14 protein-coding genes are annotated in these 18,703 nt (G+C 44.3%); 10 read left to right on the forward strand and 4 right to left on the reverse strand.

Annotation, left to right across the window (positions count from 1 at the left end; genetic code table 11):
• Nucleotides 1-93 precede the first annotated feature (93 nt).
• The 3 genes from FD723_RS13335 (at nucleotide 94) to FD723_RS13345 (ending at nucleotide 2,918) form a co-directional block, all read left to right on the forward strand.
• The gene (locus tag FD723_RS13335) at nucleotides 94-1,587 is read left to right on the forward strand and encodes a catalase (protein ID WP_179065759.1); all 1,494 of its coding nucleotides are present in this window, start codon (nucleotides 94-96) and stop codon (nucleotides 1,585-1,587) included.
• Nucleotides 1,588-1,945: 358 nt separating this feature from the next.
• On the forward strand, nucleotides 1,946-2,368 hold the full coding sequence (locus FD723_RS13340) for a hypothetical protein (RefSeq protein WP_179065760.1): 423 nt from the start codon (nucleotides 1,946-1,948) through the stop codon (nucleotides 2,366-2,368).
• Nucleotides 2,369-2,420: 52 nt separating this feature from the next.
• Nucleotides 2,421-2,918, forward strand: a complete 498-nt coding sequence (locus FD723_RS13345) for a hypothetical protein (RefSeq protein ID WP_179065761.1) — start codon at nucleotides 2,421-2,423, stop codon at nucleotides 2,916-2,918.
• A gap of 162 nt (nucleotides 2,919-3,080) precedes the next feature.
• Here FD723_RS13345 and FD723_RS13350 read toward each other — a convergent pair whose 3' ends face one another.
• Nucleotides 3,081-3,908: a hypothetical protein gene (locus FD723_RS13350; protein ID WP_179065762.1), complete on the reverse strand. Its 828-nt coding sequence runs from the start codon at nucleotides 3,906-3,908 to the stop codon at nucleotides 3,081-3,083.
• A 47-nt stretch (nucleotides 3,909-3,955) separates the two neighbouring features.
• Between FD723_RS13350 and FD723_RS13355 the strand changes: the two genes are divergently transcribed.
• Complete coding sequence (locus FD723_RS13355; protein ID WP_179065763.1) at nucleotides 3,956-4,276, forward strand: hypothetical protein; 321 nt, start codon at nucleotides 3,956-3,958, stop codon at nucleotides 4,274-4,276.
• Here FD723_RS13355 and FD723_RS13360 read toward each other — a convergent pair.
• On the reverse strand, nucleotides 4,266-4,952 hold the full coding sequence (locus FD723_RS13360) for an HAD family phosphatase (protein WP_179065764.1): 687 nt from the start codon (nucleotides 4,950-4,952) through the stop codon (nucleotides 4,266-4,268). The genes FD723_RS13355 and FD723_RS13360 overlap by 11 nt on opposite strands.
• A 521-nt stretch (nucleotides 4,953-5,473) precedes the next feature.
• On the opposite strand from FD723_RS13360, the gene FD723_RS13365 reads away from it, so the two are divergent.
• The 4 genes from FD723_RS13365 to FD723_RS13380 all read left to right on the forward strand — a co-directional run bounded on the left by FD723_RS13365 (nucleotide 5,474) and on the right by FD723_RS13380 (nucleotide 13,017).
• Nucleotides 5,474-6,247, forward strand: coding sequence for a glucosamine-6-phosphate deaminase (locus FD723_RS13365; RefSeq protein WP_179069137.1), 774 nt, complete (start codon nucleotides 5,474-5,476; stop codon nucleotides 6,245-6,247).
• A 247-nt stretch (nucleotides 6,248-6,494) separates the two neighbouring features.
• Nucleotides 6,495-11,342, forward strand: coding sequence for a GAF domain-containing protein (locus FD723_RS13370; protein ID WP_179065765.1), 4,848 nt, complete (start codon nucleotides 6,495-6,497; stop codon nucleotides 11,340-11,342).
• Entirely contained in the window at nucleotides 11,339-12,475 is a 1,137-nt protein-coding gene (locus tag FD723_RS13375) for a hybrid sensor histidine kinase/response regulator (protein ID WP_179065766.1), read from the forward strand. Before FD723_RS13370 ends, FD723_RS13375 begins: the two co-directional genes overlap by 4 nt.
• Before the next feature lie 293 nt (nucleotides 12,476-12,768).
• Nucleotides 12,769-13,017, forward strand: a complete 249-nt coding sequence (locus FD723_RS13380) for a type II toxin-antitoxin system HicA family toxin (RefSeq protein ID WP_179065767.1) — start codon at nucleotides 12,769-12,771, stop codon at nucleotides 13,015-13,017.
• Between the two features lie 188 nt (nucleotides 13,018-13,205).
• On the opposite strand, the gene FD723_RS13385 is transcribed toward FD723_RS13380, so the two are convergent.
• Together FD723_RS13385 and FD723_RS13390 are read right to left on the reverse strand one after the other, a co-directional pair.
• Complete coding sequence (locus FD723_RS13385; RefSeq protein WP_179065768.1) at nucleotides 13,206-14,159, reverse strand: heme o synthase; 954 nt, start codon at nucleotides 14,157-14,159, stop codon at nucleotides 13,206-13,208.
• 321 nt (nucleotides 14,160-14,480) lie between these two features.
• A complete protein-coding gene (locus tag FD723_RS13390) occupies nucleotides 14,481-15,416 on the reverse strand; it encodes a heme A synthase (RefSeq protein WP_179065769.1) in 936 nt (311 codons plus the stop codon).
• 404 nt (nucleotides 15,417-15,820) lie between these two features.
• On the opposite strand from FD723_RS13390, the gene FD723_RS13395 reads away from it, so the two are divergent.
• Entirely contained in the window at nucleotides 15,821-16,828 is a 1,008-nt protein-coding gene (locus FD723_RS13395; protein ID WP_179065770.1) for a cytochrome c oxidase subunit II, read from the forward strand.
• A 92-nt stretch (nucleotides 16,829-16,920) separates the two neighbouring features.
• Nucleotides 16,921-18,657 (forward strand): cytochrome c oxidase subunit I, encoded by a 1,737-nt coding sequence (ctaD, locus tag FD723_RS13400; protein ID WP_179065771.1) that lies wholly within the window; start codon nucleotides 16,921-16,923, stop codon nucleotides 18,655-18,657.
• Nucleotides 18,658-18,703: the final 46 nt, after the last annotated feature.

Below are 18,703 nucleotides of genomic sequence, written 5' to 3' on the forward strand. Positions count from 1 at the left end.
AATTAGGACGCTCTATCAGGGAGCATCCCTCTATCTAGTAGCTAAAATGTATTGTGGGCAATTTGAGTAACTTAATGGAGAGCTTTTTTACCCATGACTGAACCCCAAAACTTGACAACTGCTGACGGTATCCCAGTTAGCGATAACCAGAACTCACTTACGGCTGGATCGCGTGGGCCTGTATTAATCCAGGATTTCCACCTCTTAGAAAAGCTGGCTCATTTCAACAGAGAACGTATTCCTGAAAGAGTTGTCCACGCTAAAGGTGCTGCTGCTCATGGTACTTTGACTATCACCAATGACATTACCCGCTACAGTAAAGCCAAACTTTTTTCGGAAATTGGTAAGAAAACAGAACTTTTCTTGCGCTTTTCTACCGTTGGCGGAGAAAAAGGTTCAGCAGATGCCGAGCGCGACCCTAGAGGTTTTGCCATCAAGTTTTATACCGAAGAGGGCAACTGGGATATTGTCGGCAACAATACCCCTATTTTCTTCATCCGCGACCCTTTGAAGTTTCCTGACTTCATCCATACCCAAAAGCGCAATCCCCAAACCAATTGCAAAGACCAGAATGCAAAGTGGGATTTTTGGTCACTCAGTCCAGAATCGCTTCACCAGGTGACAATCCTGTTTTCAGATCGGGGAATTCCCAAAACCTATCGCCACATGGATGGCTTTGGTAGCCATACTTTCAGTTTAATTAATGCTGAAGGCGATCGCGTCTGGTGCAAATTTCACTTTAAGAATCTGCAAGAGCATCAAACCTTGACAGAGGAAGAATCAGCTAAGATTAAGGGCGAAGATCCCGATCATGCGACTCACGATTTGTTTGAAGCGATCGGTCAAGGTGACTATCCCAAGTGGCGGATGTGTATTCAGGTGATGACCGAGGAGCAAGCGGCCAAACATCCTGATAATCCTTTTGACTTAACTAAAGTTTGGAAGCACTCAGATTATCCTTTAATTGAAGTCGGGATATTAGAGCTAAATCGTAACCCTGAGAATTATTTTGCCGAAGTGGAGCAAGCCGCTTTTAGCCCTAGTGCAGTGGTTCCTGGCGTTAGTTTCTCTCCAGATAAAATGCTGCAAGCTCGCATCTTTTCTTACCCAGATGCTCAACGGTATCGCTTGGGTGGTAACTATCAGCAACTACCTGTTAACCAGCCCAAATGTCCAGTGATGCATTATCAGCGAGATGGCTTCATGGCACCGGGGAACAACGGCGGTAGCGTTCCTAACTATGAGCCGAATAGTGCTGAGGGTACGCCCAAAGAAAATCCAGCTTATGCAGAACCACCTAGTCATTTGGGTGATGTCACAGTCGATCGTTACAGTCATCGTGAAGGAAACGACGATTACACCCAAGCGGGCGATCTGTATCGGTTACTAACTCCTGAACAGCAAGAGCGTCTTGCTAAAAATATTGTCGGTAGTCTCTCTCAAGCAAGGCAAGACATCCAAATGCGCCAACTCTGTCACTTTTTTAGGGCAGATGTTTCCTATGGCAGTCGTGTAGCTGAGGGGTTAGGCATTTCAATTGATCCCTCAGTATTTTCTCATAATGCTCAACCTGTAGGTAACTGGTAGCCTCGTAGTTTCGTAGGGTGTCTTATGCAGATTCAGATCCCCGACTTCTTGAAGAAGTCGGGGATCTAATAAATGAAAACAGACTAATTAATAAATATCAAAGACTCGTTCACGGAGTTCACAGGCTCATTAACCCTGTTTGGTCACTCTGGCAGTAGCATAGGTAAACTAACCCAACACAGTTTAATTCCTCCCAAGAGTGCGATCGCCACGCCACTCATCAGTATTTACAAGTGTTCAGATAGTATCGAGAAGAGAGAAAACATCAGCGCAATACTAGCACTTCAAGTATTTGATTATACAATATATAATAGAGCTATTATTTTTACATTATTTGTGAGGAACTGAAAAAGGTTGTATGAAACTAATTAAAAAAGTTTTAGCAATATGCTTTCTATTATTTGGCATTCCCTTTTCTGCTGTGATGATTCTAGAAATTATGAATCCCAAAACTCCCGCTCAAGAAAAACAAAATGATGTAGCTGCTTTAACTATTCTTACTATTCCGTCAACCATTCTAGGAGGCTGGTTGAGTTGGTCTTTAGTGCAGCAGAATCTAAAGGAAAAAGCATTACTTCTGGAATCAGAACAAAAGCGTATTCAGTTAGTCTTCTTAGAATTAATTGAGCAAAATGCTGGCAGAATAACGGTATTGCAACTTGCGAAAAATGCTGAAATATCAACCCAGTTATCTAAACAATATTTAGATGAGAAAGCCAAGGAACTCAATGCTTCTTTTGAAGTAAATGAGGATGGAAATGTTTTGTATCGGTTCTCTTGATATCCTTTTAGAGACTTAATTCTAAATTAAATCACTTGTAAAAAGCGAAATTATGATCAAAATTGTCTGCAAGAATGTGATTTTGGGATTTTTTGCTCTACTAATTGCTATAGTTGTTTCAGGTACAATTCAAACTTGGGCTGCAAACCCCAATTTAGATGGTGATTCACACCCTACACGACTCAAGCTGAATGAATGTATTGCAGACGTGAAAGAAGTCACAGCTTGGGACGAGAAAGAAACATTGGACGCAGCTCATAAAATTTGTGATATCCGCCAGTCACACGCCAAACAAAAGGTACGGTTTTTAGCATCTTTGAAGAAACTACGAGAGCAATATCAAAATTATACAAATCATGGATTTGACAAACAGTTACCCACAGCGATTGCAGATTCATGGACAATTGTAAAAAGTTGCATTGATTTCAAAGAGGGATTTACATATCCCCACAATGTAGCTTTGTTGTCAGTACCAGAGGATATTCGTAGCGGTTGTTACTCTTTAGGTTCTTCTTTGGTAGAATCCGCCCTGTTTAATGAAACGCAGTGATTAGACGAACGCAGTCAGTGATTTTCATAGTACCCGTTTATCCGGTTCACCCAGGCGCTCGTCTATGGTTTGGCTTTTCCTCTCTATGAAACGCTTTACAAGCGAGGAAACTTGAGCGAGGAGAGCAACTGTAAACTACACTGTTTTTAGTTTTGCTGCTATTTAGGGCAGATATCGATTCATCCTTACCCAATCTTGAGTTGAGCCAACATTCGGATTTTCACTGGAGTCAAGAGTACCATATATTTGTCCTTGACGATTTATCCAATAGTAGTTGTAGTTTGTTGGTAACTCGACGGTTGGATAACCATAAGGATTTGTCCAAGTTGTGACATTGCCCAGATTCTCACGAAATTGGAAGTTTTGACGATCTATAGACTCACCTCGTTGGCGGTTTACTTCATCCCAGGTATGCTTAGACCATTCGCGGTATTCCCTGTGCCTCTGCCCCTCAGTTTGCGAGATTTCTAGGTTCTGCGCCATAATCCCTTGTATGCCGAAGGCTGACCCATTTGTTGCTGAAACCTGAGATGCTACTTGTGGCAACCATGAAGCATAATTAGCCCAATGTGATTGGTGGGATGCTGCACAAGTCATCACCATCGTACACAGGTTGTAGCTATATGCAACGCTGCACTTGGCTATTCCTTGATAGGGGATACCATTGTAGATGTATGTGCAATCAAACTCATAAGCAACCGTGCATCCAGCAATCGGTTGAGCTTGGCGGGGTTGGCTCATTTGCAGTTGATAGGGCTGCATTGCCAACAGCTTCTCGTAGACGAACTGCCAAGGGTTGTAGTTTACTGGTAGTCCAGAATTTCCCACCATAATCGTCAAAGCAGCATTGTCTGGGGAAAAGAGGACAACGGCAAACTGTCCATCCTCGACCACTCGCCAACCACTTGGCACTACATAGTTAAAGTAATTTCCGCGTCGGATTTCTAGCGAACCAGGGGTAGGAAAAGAAGACTGATTATAGTTGTACATTTAGCTTTGTAGCAAACATCGGGATTAATACTGGATACATCTTGAGTATGGAGTTTTACGCACTGGGTTGCAACTTTTCCTCTCTTCGCGATCGCTCGTATTTTTTAAGGGCGATCGCTGGAAATGACACACCCGAATTTCTTGAAGACACCGATGGTGTAATGACGCACGGAGCGCGATCGCCACACACCACGATGGATCATGACGGAATGGCACTTGTTTTGCTTCTAGTATTTGCTGGGTTTAAAATTCTCCGCGTCAGTAATAATCGATTTCATATCAGTATGTCCGCCGATGGAGGACAGATTAATGAACTGGCCAAATCCGAGGAACTGTTTTGCCCAATGCCCTATTCCCTCAAAAATTAGAAGCGATCGCGCTTGAATCTGTCTCAATGAGTGAGTTCAGCAATGTCCACAACTGTAAATCAGTAAAATCTGGAATTGCCATAAATGCGCCGAATGACTGCAAAACTTGCGGATCGTGGGTGGAAGCGATGCCAATGGTACGGATATCTGCGTTCACTGCTGAACGAATACCAGAGGGGGAGTCTTCTAAAGCGATCGCTTCTCCTGCTTGAATACCCAACTTGTTTAAGGCAACTTGGTAGGGTGCAGGGTCGGGTTTACCTGCAATACAATCATCCGCCAAAACAACTATATGAAACGCTTCTTTGATTCCCAAAACCTCTAGCATAAATTCTGCATTTAATCTAGGGGCATTAGTTACTAATGCTCGTTTTAACTGATGTGTATCTGTCCATTCTAGTAATTCCGAAAATCCACTCAGCGGTTTGAGATGCGAGGCGAGTTTGCGGAAAAGTGCCTCTTTTTCATCTGCAAATTTTTGCCCTTCTGCTGCTGATAATTGTGGCAGAATGTCTTTAACAATTTCTGGATTTAGCCCCCCACTAATTCGGGATTTATAAAATGTTTCGTCAATTTCTATGCTGTAATTTAACAGCATTTCCTGCCAAGCTTGGTAGTGTATAGGGTCAGTGTTGACAATAGTGCCGTCTAGGTCAAAGAGAATTGCAGCCAGCATGATTTTTTGGTAAAATGTAAATAATTGTTAACTTAATTTAAATAGTTTACATTGTTTTTTGTCTTTGTTCCTTACAAGAAAAAAGTCGCGAATTAATCTGCTAAATCCGAAAATTTATACTGAATAGGGCATATAAAGAAGGGGAAAGGGGAAAAGGGGAAGGGAATCTCATACTTAAAAGCAGGGGTTTCAAATAAAGACGCTGATTTTTCTCTCTACGAGACGCTCTACGTGTCTCAAAAATCTTCTTTTTTATTCTCCATATTTAAAAATAGGGGCTTTTGTTACTGAGCTTGTCCTGAGCGTAGTCGTTCGCGCAGCCTCTCGCAGAGAAGTATACCTTGTAGGGAAAAGTTCTTTATCCTTTCCTTTCCCCATTCCCCTTTACCCTTTACCCCATTCCCCTTTACCCTTTACCCCATTCCCCTTTACCCTTTACCCCTTTCCCCTTTTTGGTAAGGACAGACAGGTAGAGCATCTCAAAAAACTGCCGTATAATTGATCACCTTATGTGTAAGCAAATGCTAGCCGCGACAAACTTTTTTCGTGTTGATGATTTACTGGTGCAGATTTACAACACTGAAGTCGAAATGGCCAAAGATGTTGCCGAAATTGCCCAAAAGCATTTACAGCAAGTTCTTAAGCAACAAGATACGGCTGCTGTATTGTTAGCAACAGGTAATTCTCAACTCAAATTTCTCGATGCTTTGATTGCGTTGGGTGGTGTGGATTGGTCACGGATTATTATGTTCCATCTAGATGAATATTTGGGAATTACTGCTGACCATTCTGCCAGCTTTCGGCGCTATATGCGAGAACGTGTAGAGAAGCGGGTTGCTCCTAAGCAATTTCACTATCTAGAAGGTGATACATTGCAACCAGTGGCAGAGTGCGATCGCTACACCAAACTACTGCAAGCACAACCAATTGACTTATGCTGTCTTGGTATTGGCGAAAATGGACATTTGGCTTTTAACGATCCAGCAGTAGCAAATTTTCAAGATCCCTACAGTGTGAAACTGGTGAAACTGGATAAAGTGAACCGTCAGCAACAAGTAAGCACAGGTCACTTTCCGAATCTAGAAACTGTTCCACAATATGCTTTTACTGTCACCATCCCGACGATTTGTTCAGCTCAAAAAATTATCTGTCTTGCTCCAGAAAAACGTAAAGCAAATGTGGTTAAAGAAATGTTGCAAGGAGCTATAAATACAGATTGTCCGGCTTCTATACTCCGTCAACAATCCCAAGCAACGTTATTTTTAGATGTTAATTCTGCTAGTTTGCTTTTTTGAAAAGGGGTTAGGTCAGAATAACATCATATCTTGAATATGACGACTCTCAAGCTATCCATAGGTGTAGGGGCACGTTGGTGTCCGTGACCCTACCGATGTAACTCACTACCGATATAACTCACTAGATCAAGAAACGCTATATTGAGCCTGCTACTTCCTTGAACTATTGCCTGATTTTAGAGAATTGGTATAGCTTGGGTGTTGCTAATGGGAACAATCAAGAATAAATCCCTTTGCCAATAGATCAATGTTTAACCGTCTCAACCCATCAGAACTGCAATCTGCGATCGTCCGTCATCCCCTGATAGTTAAACCGGATACAACGGTGATGGACGCGATCGCTCAAATGAGTGGCGTGCGGACTCTTTGTGAGACAACTAAAACTGTGAATGGGCAACTGGATGAGCTTTATTTGGAGGCACGCTCAAGCTGTATATTAGTAGTAGAAGAAGGGAAGTTACTAGGTATCCTCACGGAACGGGATGTGGTGCGCCTGTCTGCCCAAGAGTGTTATTTCGAAAATTTGGCAATTCGGGAGGTGATGACCTATCCAGTCGTCACCATGCACGAGTCTGATTTTACCGATTTATTTTTTACTGTTAATTTGCTCCAACAGCAGCGCATTCGCCACTTACCGATCCTGGACGATCGGGAGCGAGTAGTGGGGCTGGTAACTAATGAAAGTCTACGGCAGTCCTCTCGCCCTGTGGATTTGTTGCGGTTGCGACTGGTGTTTGAGGTGATGACTAGTGAGGTGATTTGTGCTGCACTAGATAGTTCGATGCTGGCGATCGCTCAACTGATGGCAAAACACCGCCTTAGTTCCATCATGATTGTACAACCAGGTGGTAGCCAAACTGAACCTCTGCAAATTCCTGTGGGAATTATCACCGAGCGCGATATTGTGCAATTTCAAGCATTGGGCTTGAACTTAAAAACTTGTCTAGCAGAGGCGGTAATGAGTACGCCGATTTTTGCCGTAAAACCTGATGATTCGCTGTGGGTGGTACAGCAGATTATGGAACAGCGCTTGATTCGCAGGTTGGCGGTGACGGGAGAACAGGGCGAACTATTGGGAATTGTCACCCAGACTAGTTTGCTACAAGCCCTCAACCCGTTGGAGCTATACAATTTGGCGGAGGTGTTGCAAAAAAAATCAGTGCGGTTAGAAGCAGAGAAAATCGAAATCTTAGAAACCCGCAACGTTGAACTAGAACAACAAGTTGAAGCCCGAATGATGCTTTTAATAGCTAAAGCCGAACGGGAGAGATTGGTGCTAGCGATCGCCTTACAAATCCGCTCATCCCTGAGTCTACAAACTATTTTGGATAGTACCGTCAAAGAGGTGCGGCAATTGTTGGGCTGCGATCGCGTCAATATTTGGCAGTTTGAAGCAGATTGGCAAACTATCGCCGTTGCTGAGTCCACAGATTCCTCACTGTCACTGGTGGGTCAGCGCGTTGGTGACACCTGTTTAAAACAAGACTACACTGAAATTTACCGCCAGGGGCGGATTCGCATCGTGTCGGATATCTACAAGGCCAAAATCTCAGACTGTCACCGAGATATGCTGATTCGCCTCCAGACGCGAGCCAAAATTTTAGTACCGCTCTTCTGCGGTGATGAACTATGGGGTTTGCTCAATGTCGCCGAAAGTCAGCACCCCCGCGATTGGGAACCGGAAGAAGTCGAATTGCTGCAAGTTTTATCAGTGCAATTGGCGGTCGCCCTTCAGCAAGCCACTACCCACCAAAAATTGCAAGAGCAACTAATCGAGCGCCAGCAAGCAGAAAATCGATTGCGGGAGAGCGAACAGCGTTATATTATTCTCAATCAAGAACTAGAAGCCAAAGTCGCAGAACGCACAACTAAACTCCAAGAAAGAGAGGCGCAACTCCAGAGAATATCGGAGCGTTTGGTCTTGTCCCTCAAGTCTGCGGCGATCGGCTGTTGGGAGTGGGACATTGAAGAAAACACCATCCTCTGGGATGAGCGGATGTACGCGCTGTATGGTGTCACGAAAACATCTGATTCTTATCTAAACTACGACATTTGGGCAAATGGGCTACATCCCGATGACCGTAACCCCACCGAAATATTGCTCCAGCAAGCCGTTTTAGGAAAGGCAGAATACGATACTGAGTTTCGGGTCGTACATTCCGATGACAGCATCCACTTCATCAAAGCCTATGGGATGGTAGTGCGAGATGCTCAGGGTAATCCCCAGAAAATGATTGGAGTCCACTTTGATATTAGCGATCGCAAACGAGCAGAACTTGCTCTGCAAAGTAGTGAAATGCGCTTCCGGCGAATATTTGATTCTAATGTAGTTGGTATGCTCTTTGCCGATTTTCAGGGGAAAATTTTCGATGCCAACGATCGCTTCTTACAAATGGTGGGCTACACCAGGAATGACCTAGATGCTGGGACAATTGATTGGCTGCGAATGACCCCACCCGAACATATCTCCTCTGATTTTGTCGCGATGAAGCATTTGATGCAACATAGCGCGATCAATCCTTGGGAAAAGGAATATTACCGCAAAGATGGTAGCAAAATTCCTGTACTGATTGGAGCGGCAATTCTTCCAGGCTCAGACAATCAAACCATTTGTATAGTAGTGGATATTAGCGAACAGCAAGCTGCACTTCGCGAACGCAAACAAGCCGAGGAAACCATTCGCCAACAGGTTGAACGAGAACAACTGCTGCGAGAAATCACACAGCGAATTCGTCAATCCCTAGACCTCCATACCATTTTTGTCACCGCTTGCCAGGAAATCCGCCAAGTAATTCAGGCCGATCGGGTGGGCATTTTCAAGTTCTATTCTGAATCTAACTTTAATGATGGCGAATTTGTCGCTGAATCGGTTGTAGAAGGTTTTGCTTCAGTAGTGGCAATTCGGCTACATGACCACTGCTTTGGGGAAAATTATTCATCCTTCTATGCTTTAGGCAGATTTCATGTCGTCGATGATATTTATAACGGTACAATGACTCCCTGCCACATTGACATCCTAGCTCAGTTTCAGGTGCGAGCCACTCTAGTAGTGCCGTTGCTTTGTGGTAATAAGTTGTGGGGTTTACTGTGCATCCATCAATGTGCAACAACTCGCCACTGGCGACAGTTTGAGATTGACTTTACCCAACAACTGTCTAACCAGTTGGCGATCGCTATTCAACAAGCGAATCTCTACGAGCAAATCCAGTCTGAACTATTGGTGCGGCAGAAAACCGAAGCGAGGATTGCCCTGCAACTGCGGCGACAGCAAACTTTAGGGACAATTATCCAAAAAATTCGGGAGTCGTTAGATATTAACGAGATTTTAGCAACAGTGACTCAGCAGGTTAAAGATATACTACACAGCGATCGCGTCATCGTCTTTCGGCTTTTTGCTGACGGTAGAAGTCAAATTGTCCAAGAAGCCTTATCTGGTGAGTTCCCTGCCCTCAAAGATCGGCACTGGGACAATGAAGTGTGGTCTCAAGAAATCCTCGATTGCTACTGGCAGGGTAAGCCTCGCATCGTCCCTGATGTAACGAATGATATCTGGGCAAGCTGCTTGGTGGAATTCTCCCGCGAAGGTCAAATCCAGTCCAAAATTGTCGCACCGATCTTACAAGACGTGCGAGGCAGCGAAAATCATCGCTGGGTTGCCCCTTCGGTAACTAACAAGCTCTGGGGGGTTTTGGTTGTCCATGCTTGTCAAGAAAAACGAGTCTGGAAAGACTCTGAAGCCCAACTTTTGCAACAAATTGCCAACCAGTTGGCGATCGCTATTCAGCAAGCAGGTCTGTTTGAGCAATTACAACAAGAACTCGCCGAACGACAACAGGCAGAAGCAAAGCTCACTGACAGCAATCAACAACTAGCAGTTTCTAACCAAGAACTCGCTCGTGCCACTCGCCTCAAAGATGAATTCCTGGCCAACATGAGCCACGAACTCCGCACCCCCCTTAACGCTATCTTAGGCATGACCGAAGGGCTACAAGAGGAAGTCTTTGGTGTTGTCACCGAGCAACAACTCAAAGCTTTGCGAACCATTGAGCGTAGTGGCTCTCATTTGCTGGAGTTGATCACCGACATCCTGGATGTGGCAAAAATTGAAGCCGGGCAAATCGAACTGGACTATGCCTCAATCTCAGTGGCTCGTCTGTGCCAATCCAGTTTGGTATTTATTAAACAGCAGGCATTGCAAAAACGGATTCAACTTGAAATCAAACTTCAGACAAATCTACCTGACTTGCTCGTGGATGAACGCCGTATTCGTCAAGTGTTAATTAACCTGCTCAACAATGCAGTCAAATTCACTCCAGAGAGGGGGCGCGTTACCTTAGAAGTTACCCAACTTTTCCGAAACATCTCAACTACCGATTTAACAGAGCAACATTTCTTGCACTTTGCTGTCACCGATACGGGCATTGGCATCTCGCCAGAGAATATCAAGAAACTATTTCAGCCCTTTGTGCAAATTGATAGCGCCTTAAATCGTCAATATGCAGGTACAGGCTTGGGACTGGCATTAGTGAAGCGAATTGTCGAACTTCACGGCGGTAGCGTAGGGCTAACCAGTGAACTGGGTGTGGGCAGTTGCTTCACCATCGATCTCCCTTATACTCCCAGTTTTGGCATTTCACCAGAAATGAAAGCAGACGATCAACTAGCCGTGGCTCCAGAACGGGACTCTGCAAGTACTGAGGAAGCAGCAAGCCTTACCCCCCTAATCTTGCTAGCAGAAGATAACGAAGCCAATATCAGTACAGTTTCTAGCTACCTCAAAGCCAAAGGCTATCGCATTGTGTTGGCGCAGAATGGTCAAGAAGCCATCGATGTCGCTAAAACTTACCACCCTGACTTAATTTTGATGGATATTCAAATGCCGGGAATGGACGGTTTAGAGGCGATGAGACAGATTCGCCTCGATTCTAACTTGGTTGATATTCCGATTGTGGCGCTCACAGCGTTGGCGATGACGGGCGATCGCGATCGCTCTTTAAAAGCAGGAGCCAGCGACTACCTGAGTAAACCCATAAAGCTCAAGCAACTGGCCATCACCATTCAACAACTTTTGAATGCAACCAAGGATGACAAATGAATCAGCCCTCTATTTTAGTCGTTGACGATCAACCCGATAACTTTGATGTGATTGAAACACTTTTAAGTGAGCAAAATTATCTGCTGCACTATGCTGCCAGTGGTGAAGAGGCGATCGCATCTCTCAACCTATGTCAGCCAGATGTAATTTTGCTAGATGTAATGATGCCGGGAACCGATGGCATCGAAGTGTGTCAGCAAATCAAAGCCATACCAAAATGGCAGCCTGTTCCGATCATCATGGTAACGGCTCTCACCGCTAAAGAAGACCTCGCCCGTTGCCTAAAATCAGGTGCGGAGGATTTCATTAGTAAACCCGTTAATGCTATTGAACTGCGGGCACGCATTCATTCAATGCTGAGGATTAAGCAACAGTATGACAAAATCCAAAATTTATCAAATATCCAAGCAAGTAGCATTAAAGTCTTGGAAAGCACACTTAATGAACTGCGCGGCAATTTGGCTTCTGCTTTACCCCATGAACTTAATACACCACTAAATGGCATTGTCGGCATTATCAGCCTACTCATGGAAGATATTGACGGCATGAATATTGCCGAAATCCTTGAACTTTTAGAGTTGGCAGATCAATCAGCCCGTAGACTAGAAAAATTAACCAAACAATTATTGATCTATTTAGAACTAGAGCTATCAACACACCAGCAGAAAAAAAACGAACCTCAGTCTACTTATTTTTCTATGGCAGCGATCGCAGCAGCTTTAGAATCTCACGCTCAAGGTGTTAATCGTAGCAACGATCTAATATTTGCAATTGAAGAAGCTAAGGTTTCAATATCAGATCGATATTTAGCGATTATCCTCGATGAATTAGTTGATAATGCGCTCAAATTCTCCCAAACTGGGACAGCAATCAAAATCAGTAGTCAGGTGGTGGCAGGAATTTTAAATGTCTATGTGCATGATATGGGACGGGGCATGACAGCAGAACAGATATCTAAAATTGGTGCTTTCATGCAGTTTGAACGCAAATTCTATGAACAGCAGGGTATAGGTATGGGCTTAAAGCTTGTTAAAAAAATCACTGAACTTTGTGGTGGGCAGTTCTCAATTTTCAGTGTTTATCAACAAGAAACAACGGTACATATTGCCTTACCCATTGTTAATTTTACATAAATAACGCGATGTGCAACTTAATATTTTGACCAATTATTCCTTGATGGTACAAGCCCCTAAATTCATTTATGGATAGATAAATTTTAAACTTTGCTTGGTTCAAGCCCAAGGATAAATCCTGGGGCATTAATTGCGAATTGCGAATTGTGCTGACCTCCCTCCTAAAAGGCTACAGTATACACACAAGTTAATATCACTACGCTAGCAAAAGTAACTTGAGATTGGAGCCGCCACTAGAAGTAAATCTGCTCAAAAATATGGTTACACATAGTACGTGATGAGGTAATAGCTTCTTGAAGCTCCCACGAGACTTATGTGGTTCAGAATTAGTTAATGCTCTTGCTCGTCTAGGATATGAGGTTAGTCATCAAAAGGGCAGCCACATTCGGTTAACTACTCAACAGAATGGTGAGCATCATATTACAGTTCCCGCCCATGACCAGATTAAAATTGATACTCTCAACGCCATACTGAGAGATGTTGCTGCTCATGCTGGTTTCACTCGTGATGAATTACTTACGTTGCTTTTCCATAGCTATTAAAAATGGATAAATAGGTAAGTGTAATTAATGTTTAATAAATTCACTTATGATTGAAACTTTACTCAGATAGGCGTAGCCCGTTGTAGACATCACAAATCTGCCAAACTCTAATTATTATGTATATTTTTTAATTTCTGAAAATGCGATCGCGCCACTTTACCAAACGCGATCGCTAAATTTTCCATCCCCTAAGCAATAAAATGCAACTGATTGATCGCTGCATTAATTAGATTATGGGTAACAGGAAGACTATCAACTACCATCCCCAGACACAACAGCATCATGTAGGAGATGGAATAGAGAAATAACTCTTTAGCTACAGCGCGATCCTCTGGGTTGTGTAACAAACGCCAAGATTTGTGGATAAATAATCCTCCCAGACTTACAGCGATCGCAGCATAAAGAATTCCACTCGCGCCCAAAGGATAAAACAACAACACAGTTGCAAATACTGTTACCAGCGTGTAATACCAAATCTGCTTGACAGTTACCGTAGTACCTTCAATCACAGGTAACATTGGTATTCCAACTTTTGCGTAGTCATCTTTAATCATCAGAGCTAGCGCCCAGAAATGGGGTGGTGTCCATAAAAAGACGATGGCAAAAATCAGCCATGCTGACCAGCTTAATGTCCCCGTGACAGCAGCCCAACCCACTAAAGCCGGAATTGCCCCAGCCGCCCCACCAACAACGATATTCTGAGGGGTGTGACGTTTTAGCCAGTGGGTATAGACCAAAATATAAAAGACGATACCAGAGAAGGCTAATAGGGCAGCTAACAGGTTGGCAAATACTGCTAGGAGGGTAAAGGAAATCGCCGCTAGTGCGATCGCAAAAATTAGAGCATCGCGTGGCTGCACCTTACCCGAAGGCATCGGACGATGGCGCGTCCGCTCCATATCATAATCAATATCCCGGTCATAGACACAGTTAATCGTCTGGGCGCTTGCAGCAGCCAAAGTGCCACCAGTGAGAGTTACTAGCAACAGCAATGGGTCTACTTCTCCCTTAGCAGCAATCCACATACTCCCAGCCGTGGTAATCAAAAGCAACGGAATAATCCGAGGTTTGGTTAGCTGGTAGTAGCTTTGAACTACCTGTAAAAATGTTTCGTGGTGGCGAGAGACATTAGTCTCAATCATTTTGGCTCTGGTTCCTTATTTTTCAACAACTTACAGCAGAATTCAGAATTCAGGATTCAGAATTCAGGAGTCAGAATGGGCTGCGCCCCGCTGCGCTAACAGAAGTAAAACAGGCTTTATACCTGGCTTTGAGACGCAAGCTTGTGTACTTCACTTTCCTTGAAATCCGCTGTATATGCAGCCCCCGCTCAAGCTGGCTTTTTTAGGCAAATGAAAATTGAGTGCTGAGTTAAGAGTAGAGACGCGATTAATCGTGTCTGTACAAGAGTTATGAATTAGGAGTTCTTTTCCTGCTTCCTCATCTCCTCCACTCCCTACTCCCTACTCAGCACTCACTGAATGTGACTCAGCACTCACTGAGTCGCGTAGTGATAAAACTGTGAAAGCCACCAAGGTACCTAGCAAAGTAGCTCCTATAGCTTGGTGAGAGACGGTGAGAGGCTCGACTTGGAGGTGTAATTTGAAGGTGGCAAATCCCAACAAGATTTGTAAGGTCAACAACCCACCAGCCATATTTGCCAGTCGCCGTAAGGCTGGATGTAGTGCTGGTGTCCGCCAACAGATAAATACCATTGCCAAGGTTGCCACTGTTGGCGGCACCAAACCAGCAATATGACTGTACATTACAGTACAAAGTTGAGAACCGCCAAGGCATTGGTGTAGCGCCCAGCGAGAGCCTACCAAAGCACCTAGAATACTTTGCAGGTAAACCAGAACAGCGGCAGTTAAACCAACCCAAGGCAACTTACCAACGGTTCCATTTCCCTGGTAGGGTGTGAGTGCTGTGCCGATAATCAAGAGGGTGGTAAAAAATAACAGCGCCGTTCCTAAATGAGCGGTAACGATATCAAACCGCAACAGTTCGGTAACGGTGAGTCCTCCTAAAATACCTTGGAAAACGATTAGAAACAGGGCAAATGTGGATGCCCAAGGCAGCCAAGAGGGTAAGAAACGACGACGCCACCAGGACAAACCGAAAAGTGCGATCGCGCTTACACCAATTAAAGCTGCATCCAATCTGTGAAACCACTCCAAAAACACTTGGAGATTCATTTGCTTGGCTGGCACGAGTTCGCCATAGCATAAGGGCCAGTCTGGGCAAGCAAGTCCAGCATTCATGACGCGGGTGGCACTGCCTATGGCCATCAAAATTAAGGTGGCTATGCACATTTTCCACACCAAGCGCCGAATCATTTCTTTGGGCTTTTGCTGCTCAACTACCGCTTCATTTTGTTGTTGTAGGACAAATTCGCTCATGAACGATACCTTCTGCCCGCTCTTGGTGGATCTCTTAAAATTTTCAATTTTCTTTTAGTGTCCCATCTTCACCCTAGCGTATAGGCTAAAGGTTTATAGATTAGCACTCACTTATACTTTGAATCACTTCAACAAGGTTTTGCCCGAAGCTTTAGGTATTTTTCAAGATGTCAGAAATTGATTAATGGCAATTAATTTAAGCATTCTAAATTTTTCCTTAAGTTTTTTCACTGGTTTACATCTATTTTTGGCGTTGTATGATAGTAAACTCATACTCAAAATTACTAAAATAGCCAAAAAAATTAATAAAAATTTCAGACCTTTCTCCCCCATGTCTGACAGCCTAGACTACCTTAGTAAGTGAGTAGCTTCGAGATAACATAGTAAATTCAATTAAGTAAACCGTGAAGATTCCAAGTTCCATCTGGACATTACTCATTGGCATCGTGCTAACGCTAGCCAGCCTTTGGTACGGTCAAAATCACGGTCTGTTGCCAGCAGCCGCCACTGATGAAGCCGTCTTGGTGGATGGTCTATTCAACACGATGATGATCGTTTCCACAGGGATATTTTTGCTCGTTGAAGGTATTTTAATTTACTCTGCATTTAAATATCGCCGACGTGCAGGTGACAATGAAGACGGCCCACCAGTTGAGGGCAATATACCTCTAGAAATTCTGTGGACGGCGATCCCAGCAATTATCGTTATCGGTATTTCTGTTTACAGCTTTGATGTCTACAACGAAATGGGTGGCTTTGATCCCCATTCTATTCATGAAGCACCGATGAATCAGGAATCGTCGATGAAAATGCCAGGGGCAGCGATTGCAGCAACTTTAAGCGATGCGTCGCCAAATACTGCATCTGACCACGATCGCGCTCAAATGGTTCAACAGCATTCTGTTACCATTGCTCAGAATGTTGAAGAAGAAGACAAACCAGCAGAATTACAAGTCAACGTCGCTGGTCTACAATATGCCTGGATTTTCACCTATCCTGAAACTGGGATAACTACAGGTGAAATGCACGTCCCCATCGGGCGAAAAGTGCAAATCAATATGACCGCCAACGATGTCATCCATGCCTTCTGGGTGCCAGAGTTCCGCCTGAAACAAGATGCGATCCCCGGCAGACAAAGTGAGTTTAGTTTCACCCCCAAAACAGCAGGAGATTATGTCCTGATCTGTGCTGAACTTTGTGGCCCCTACCACGGTGCAATGAGAGCAACAGTAGTGGTTGAGCCACAAGAAGCCTTTGACAAATGGGTACAAGAACAGCTAGTTGCCAGCAAAGAAACACTAAATCAAGCGATCGCTGTTAACCCTGCCGATCTCTCCCCAAATGAATTTCTCGCGCCTTACACCAAGGATATGGGAATTAAGCCAGAAATCCTCCATCAAGTTCACCATTAATCAACAGTCCACCTCAAAAGTTTAATAAATAAGCACTAAGCACGGGCTAAACGCCCCACTACCGCTAACAGGACTCAGCACTCAGCACTCTTATGACACAAGCTCAGTTGCAAGAAACTGCCAATATCCCCGCCCTTCTTGAAGAACCAGGGGTCAGAAAATGGCAAGACTTCTTTGGCTTTCAAACCGACCATAAGGTGATTGGGATTCAATACCTAGTCACTTCGTTTATTTTCTACTGCATTGGCGGCGTCATGGCTGACTTGGTTCGTACTGAACTACGAACCCCAGAGGTAGATTTTGTCACCCCGGAAGTCTACAATAGTCTGTTCACGCTGCACGCCACGATCATGATTTTCCTCTGGATCGTGCCAGCCGGGGCAGGGTTTGCTAACTATCTAATTCCCCTGATGATTGGGGCAAAAGATATGGCATTTCCTCGGCTGAATGCTGTTGCCTTTTGGATGATTCCCCCTGCGGGTGTGTTGTTAATCGCTAGTTTAGTGGTTGGCGATGCACCAGACGCCGGTTGGACTTCCTACCCTCCCCTGAGTTTGGTGACAGGACAAGTGGGTGAAGGCATTTGGATTATGAGTGTTCTGCTGCTGGGTACGTCCTCAATTTTGGGGTCGATAAATTTCCTGGTGACATTGCTGAAAATGCGTATCCCCAGCATGGACATTCACAAAATGCCTTTGTTCTGCTGGGCTATGTTCGCCACTTCGGCGCTAGTTTTGGTATCAACCCCAGTCTTAGCAGCAGGTCTGATTCTCCTTTCCTTTGATTTAATTGCCGGGACAACATTTTTTAACCCAACTGGCGGGGGCGACCCAGTAGTATACCAACACATGTTCTGGTTTTACTCCCACCCAGCGGTTTACATCATGATTTTGCCCTTCTTTGGCGCAATTTCAGAAATTATCCCCATCCATTCCCGCAAGCCGATTTTTGGCTATAAAGCGATCGCTTATTCGTCTCTTGCCATTAGCTTTTTGGGGCTAATTGTTTGGGCGCACCACATGTTTACCAGCGGTATCCCCGGTTGGTTGCGGATGTTTTTTATGATCACTACCATGATCATTGCCGTACCCACAGGAATTAAAATTTTCAGTTGGTTAGCAACTCTATGGGGTGGAAAAATCCAGCTGAACAGTGCCATGTTGTTTGCCATCGGCTTTGTCGGCACCTTTGTAATCGGCGGGATCAGTGGCGTGATGTTGGCAGCAGTGCCCTTTGATATTCACGTTCACGATACTTATTTTGTCGTGGCTCACTTGCACTACGTCCTATTTGGTGGTAGCGTACTAGGAATTTTTGCCGCCATTTACCATTGGTTCCCAAAAATGACGGGACGGATGGTAAACGAATTTTGGGGTAAGGTTCACTTTGCTTTGACTATTGTTGGTCTAAACATGACCTTTTTACCCATGCACAAACTGGGTTTAATGGGCATGAATCGCCGTATTGCCCAATATGACCCCAAATTCACCACATTGAACGAAATTTGCACCTATGGTTCTTACATACTGGCAATTTCGACATTCCCCTTCATCATCAATGCGATTTGGAGTTGGTTGTACGGCGAGAAAGCTGGTAATAATCCTTGGAGGGCGCTTACCTTAGAGTGGATGACAACCTCACCACCTGCGATCGAAAATTTTGATCAAACTCCAGTACTGGCTACAGGCCCCTACGACTACGGTTTGGAAAATGCTAGTGAAGGTGTACCTTTATCTGATCCCAATCCATTATTATCTGGTGGACCCAACTCAGTATTAAGAGCAGAACCCGACCCAGCGGTTGCCGCTAATCCCGAAGACCGAAAATAGAGTTAGGAGTGATGAGTTAGGAGTGATGAGTTTAATAAAGTTGTTA

Origin of the sequence: Nostoc sp. C052 (assembly GCF_013393905.1) — a bacterium.
Lineage (GTDB): Bacteria > Cyanobacteriota > Cyanobacteriia > Cyanobacteriales > Nostocaceae > Nostoc.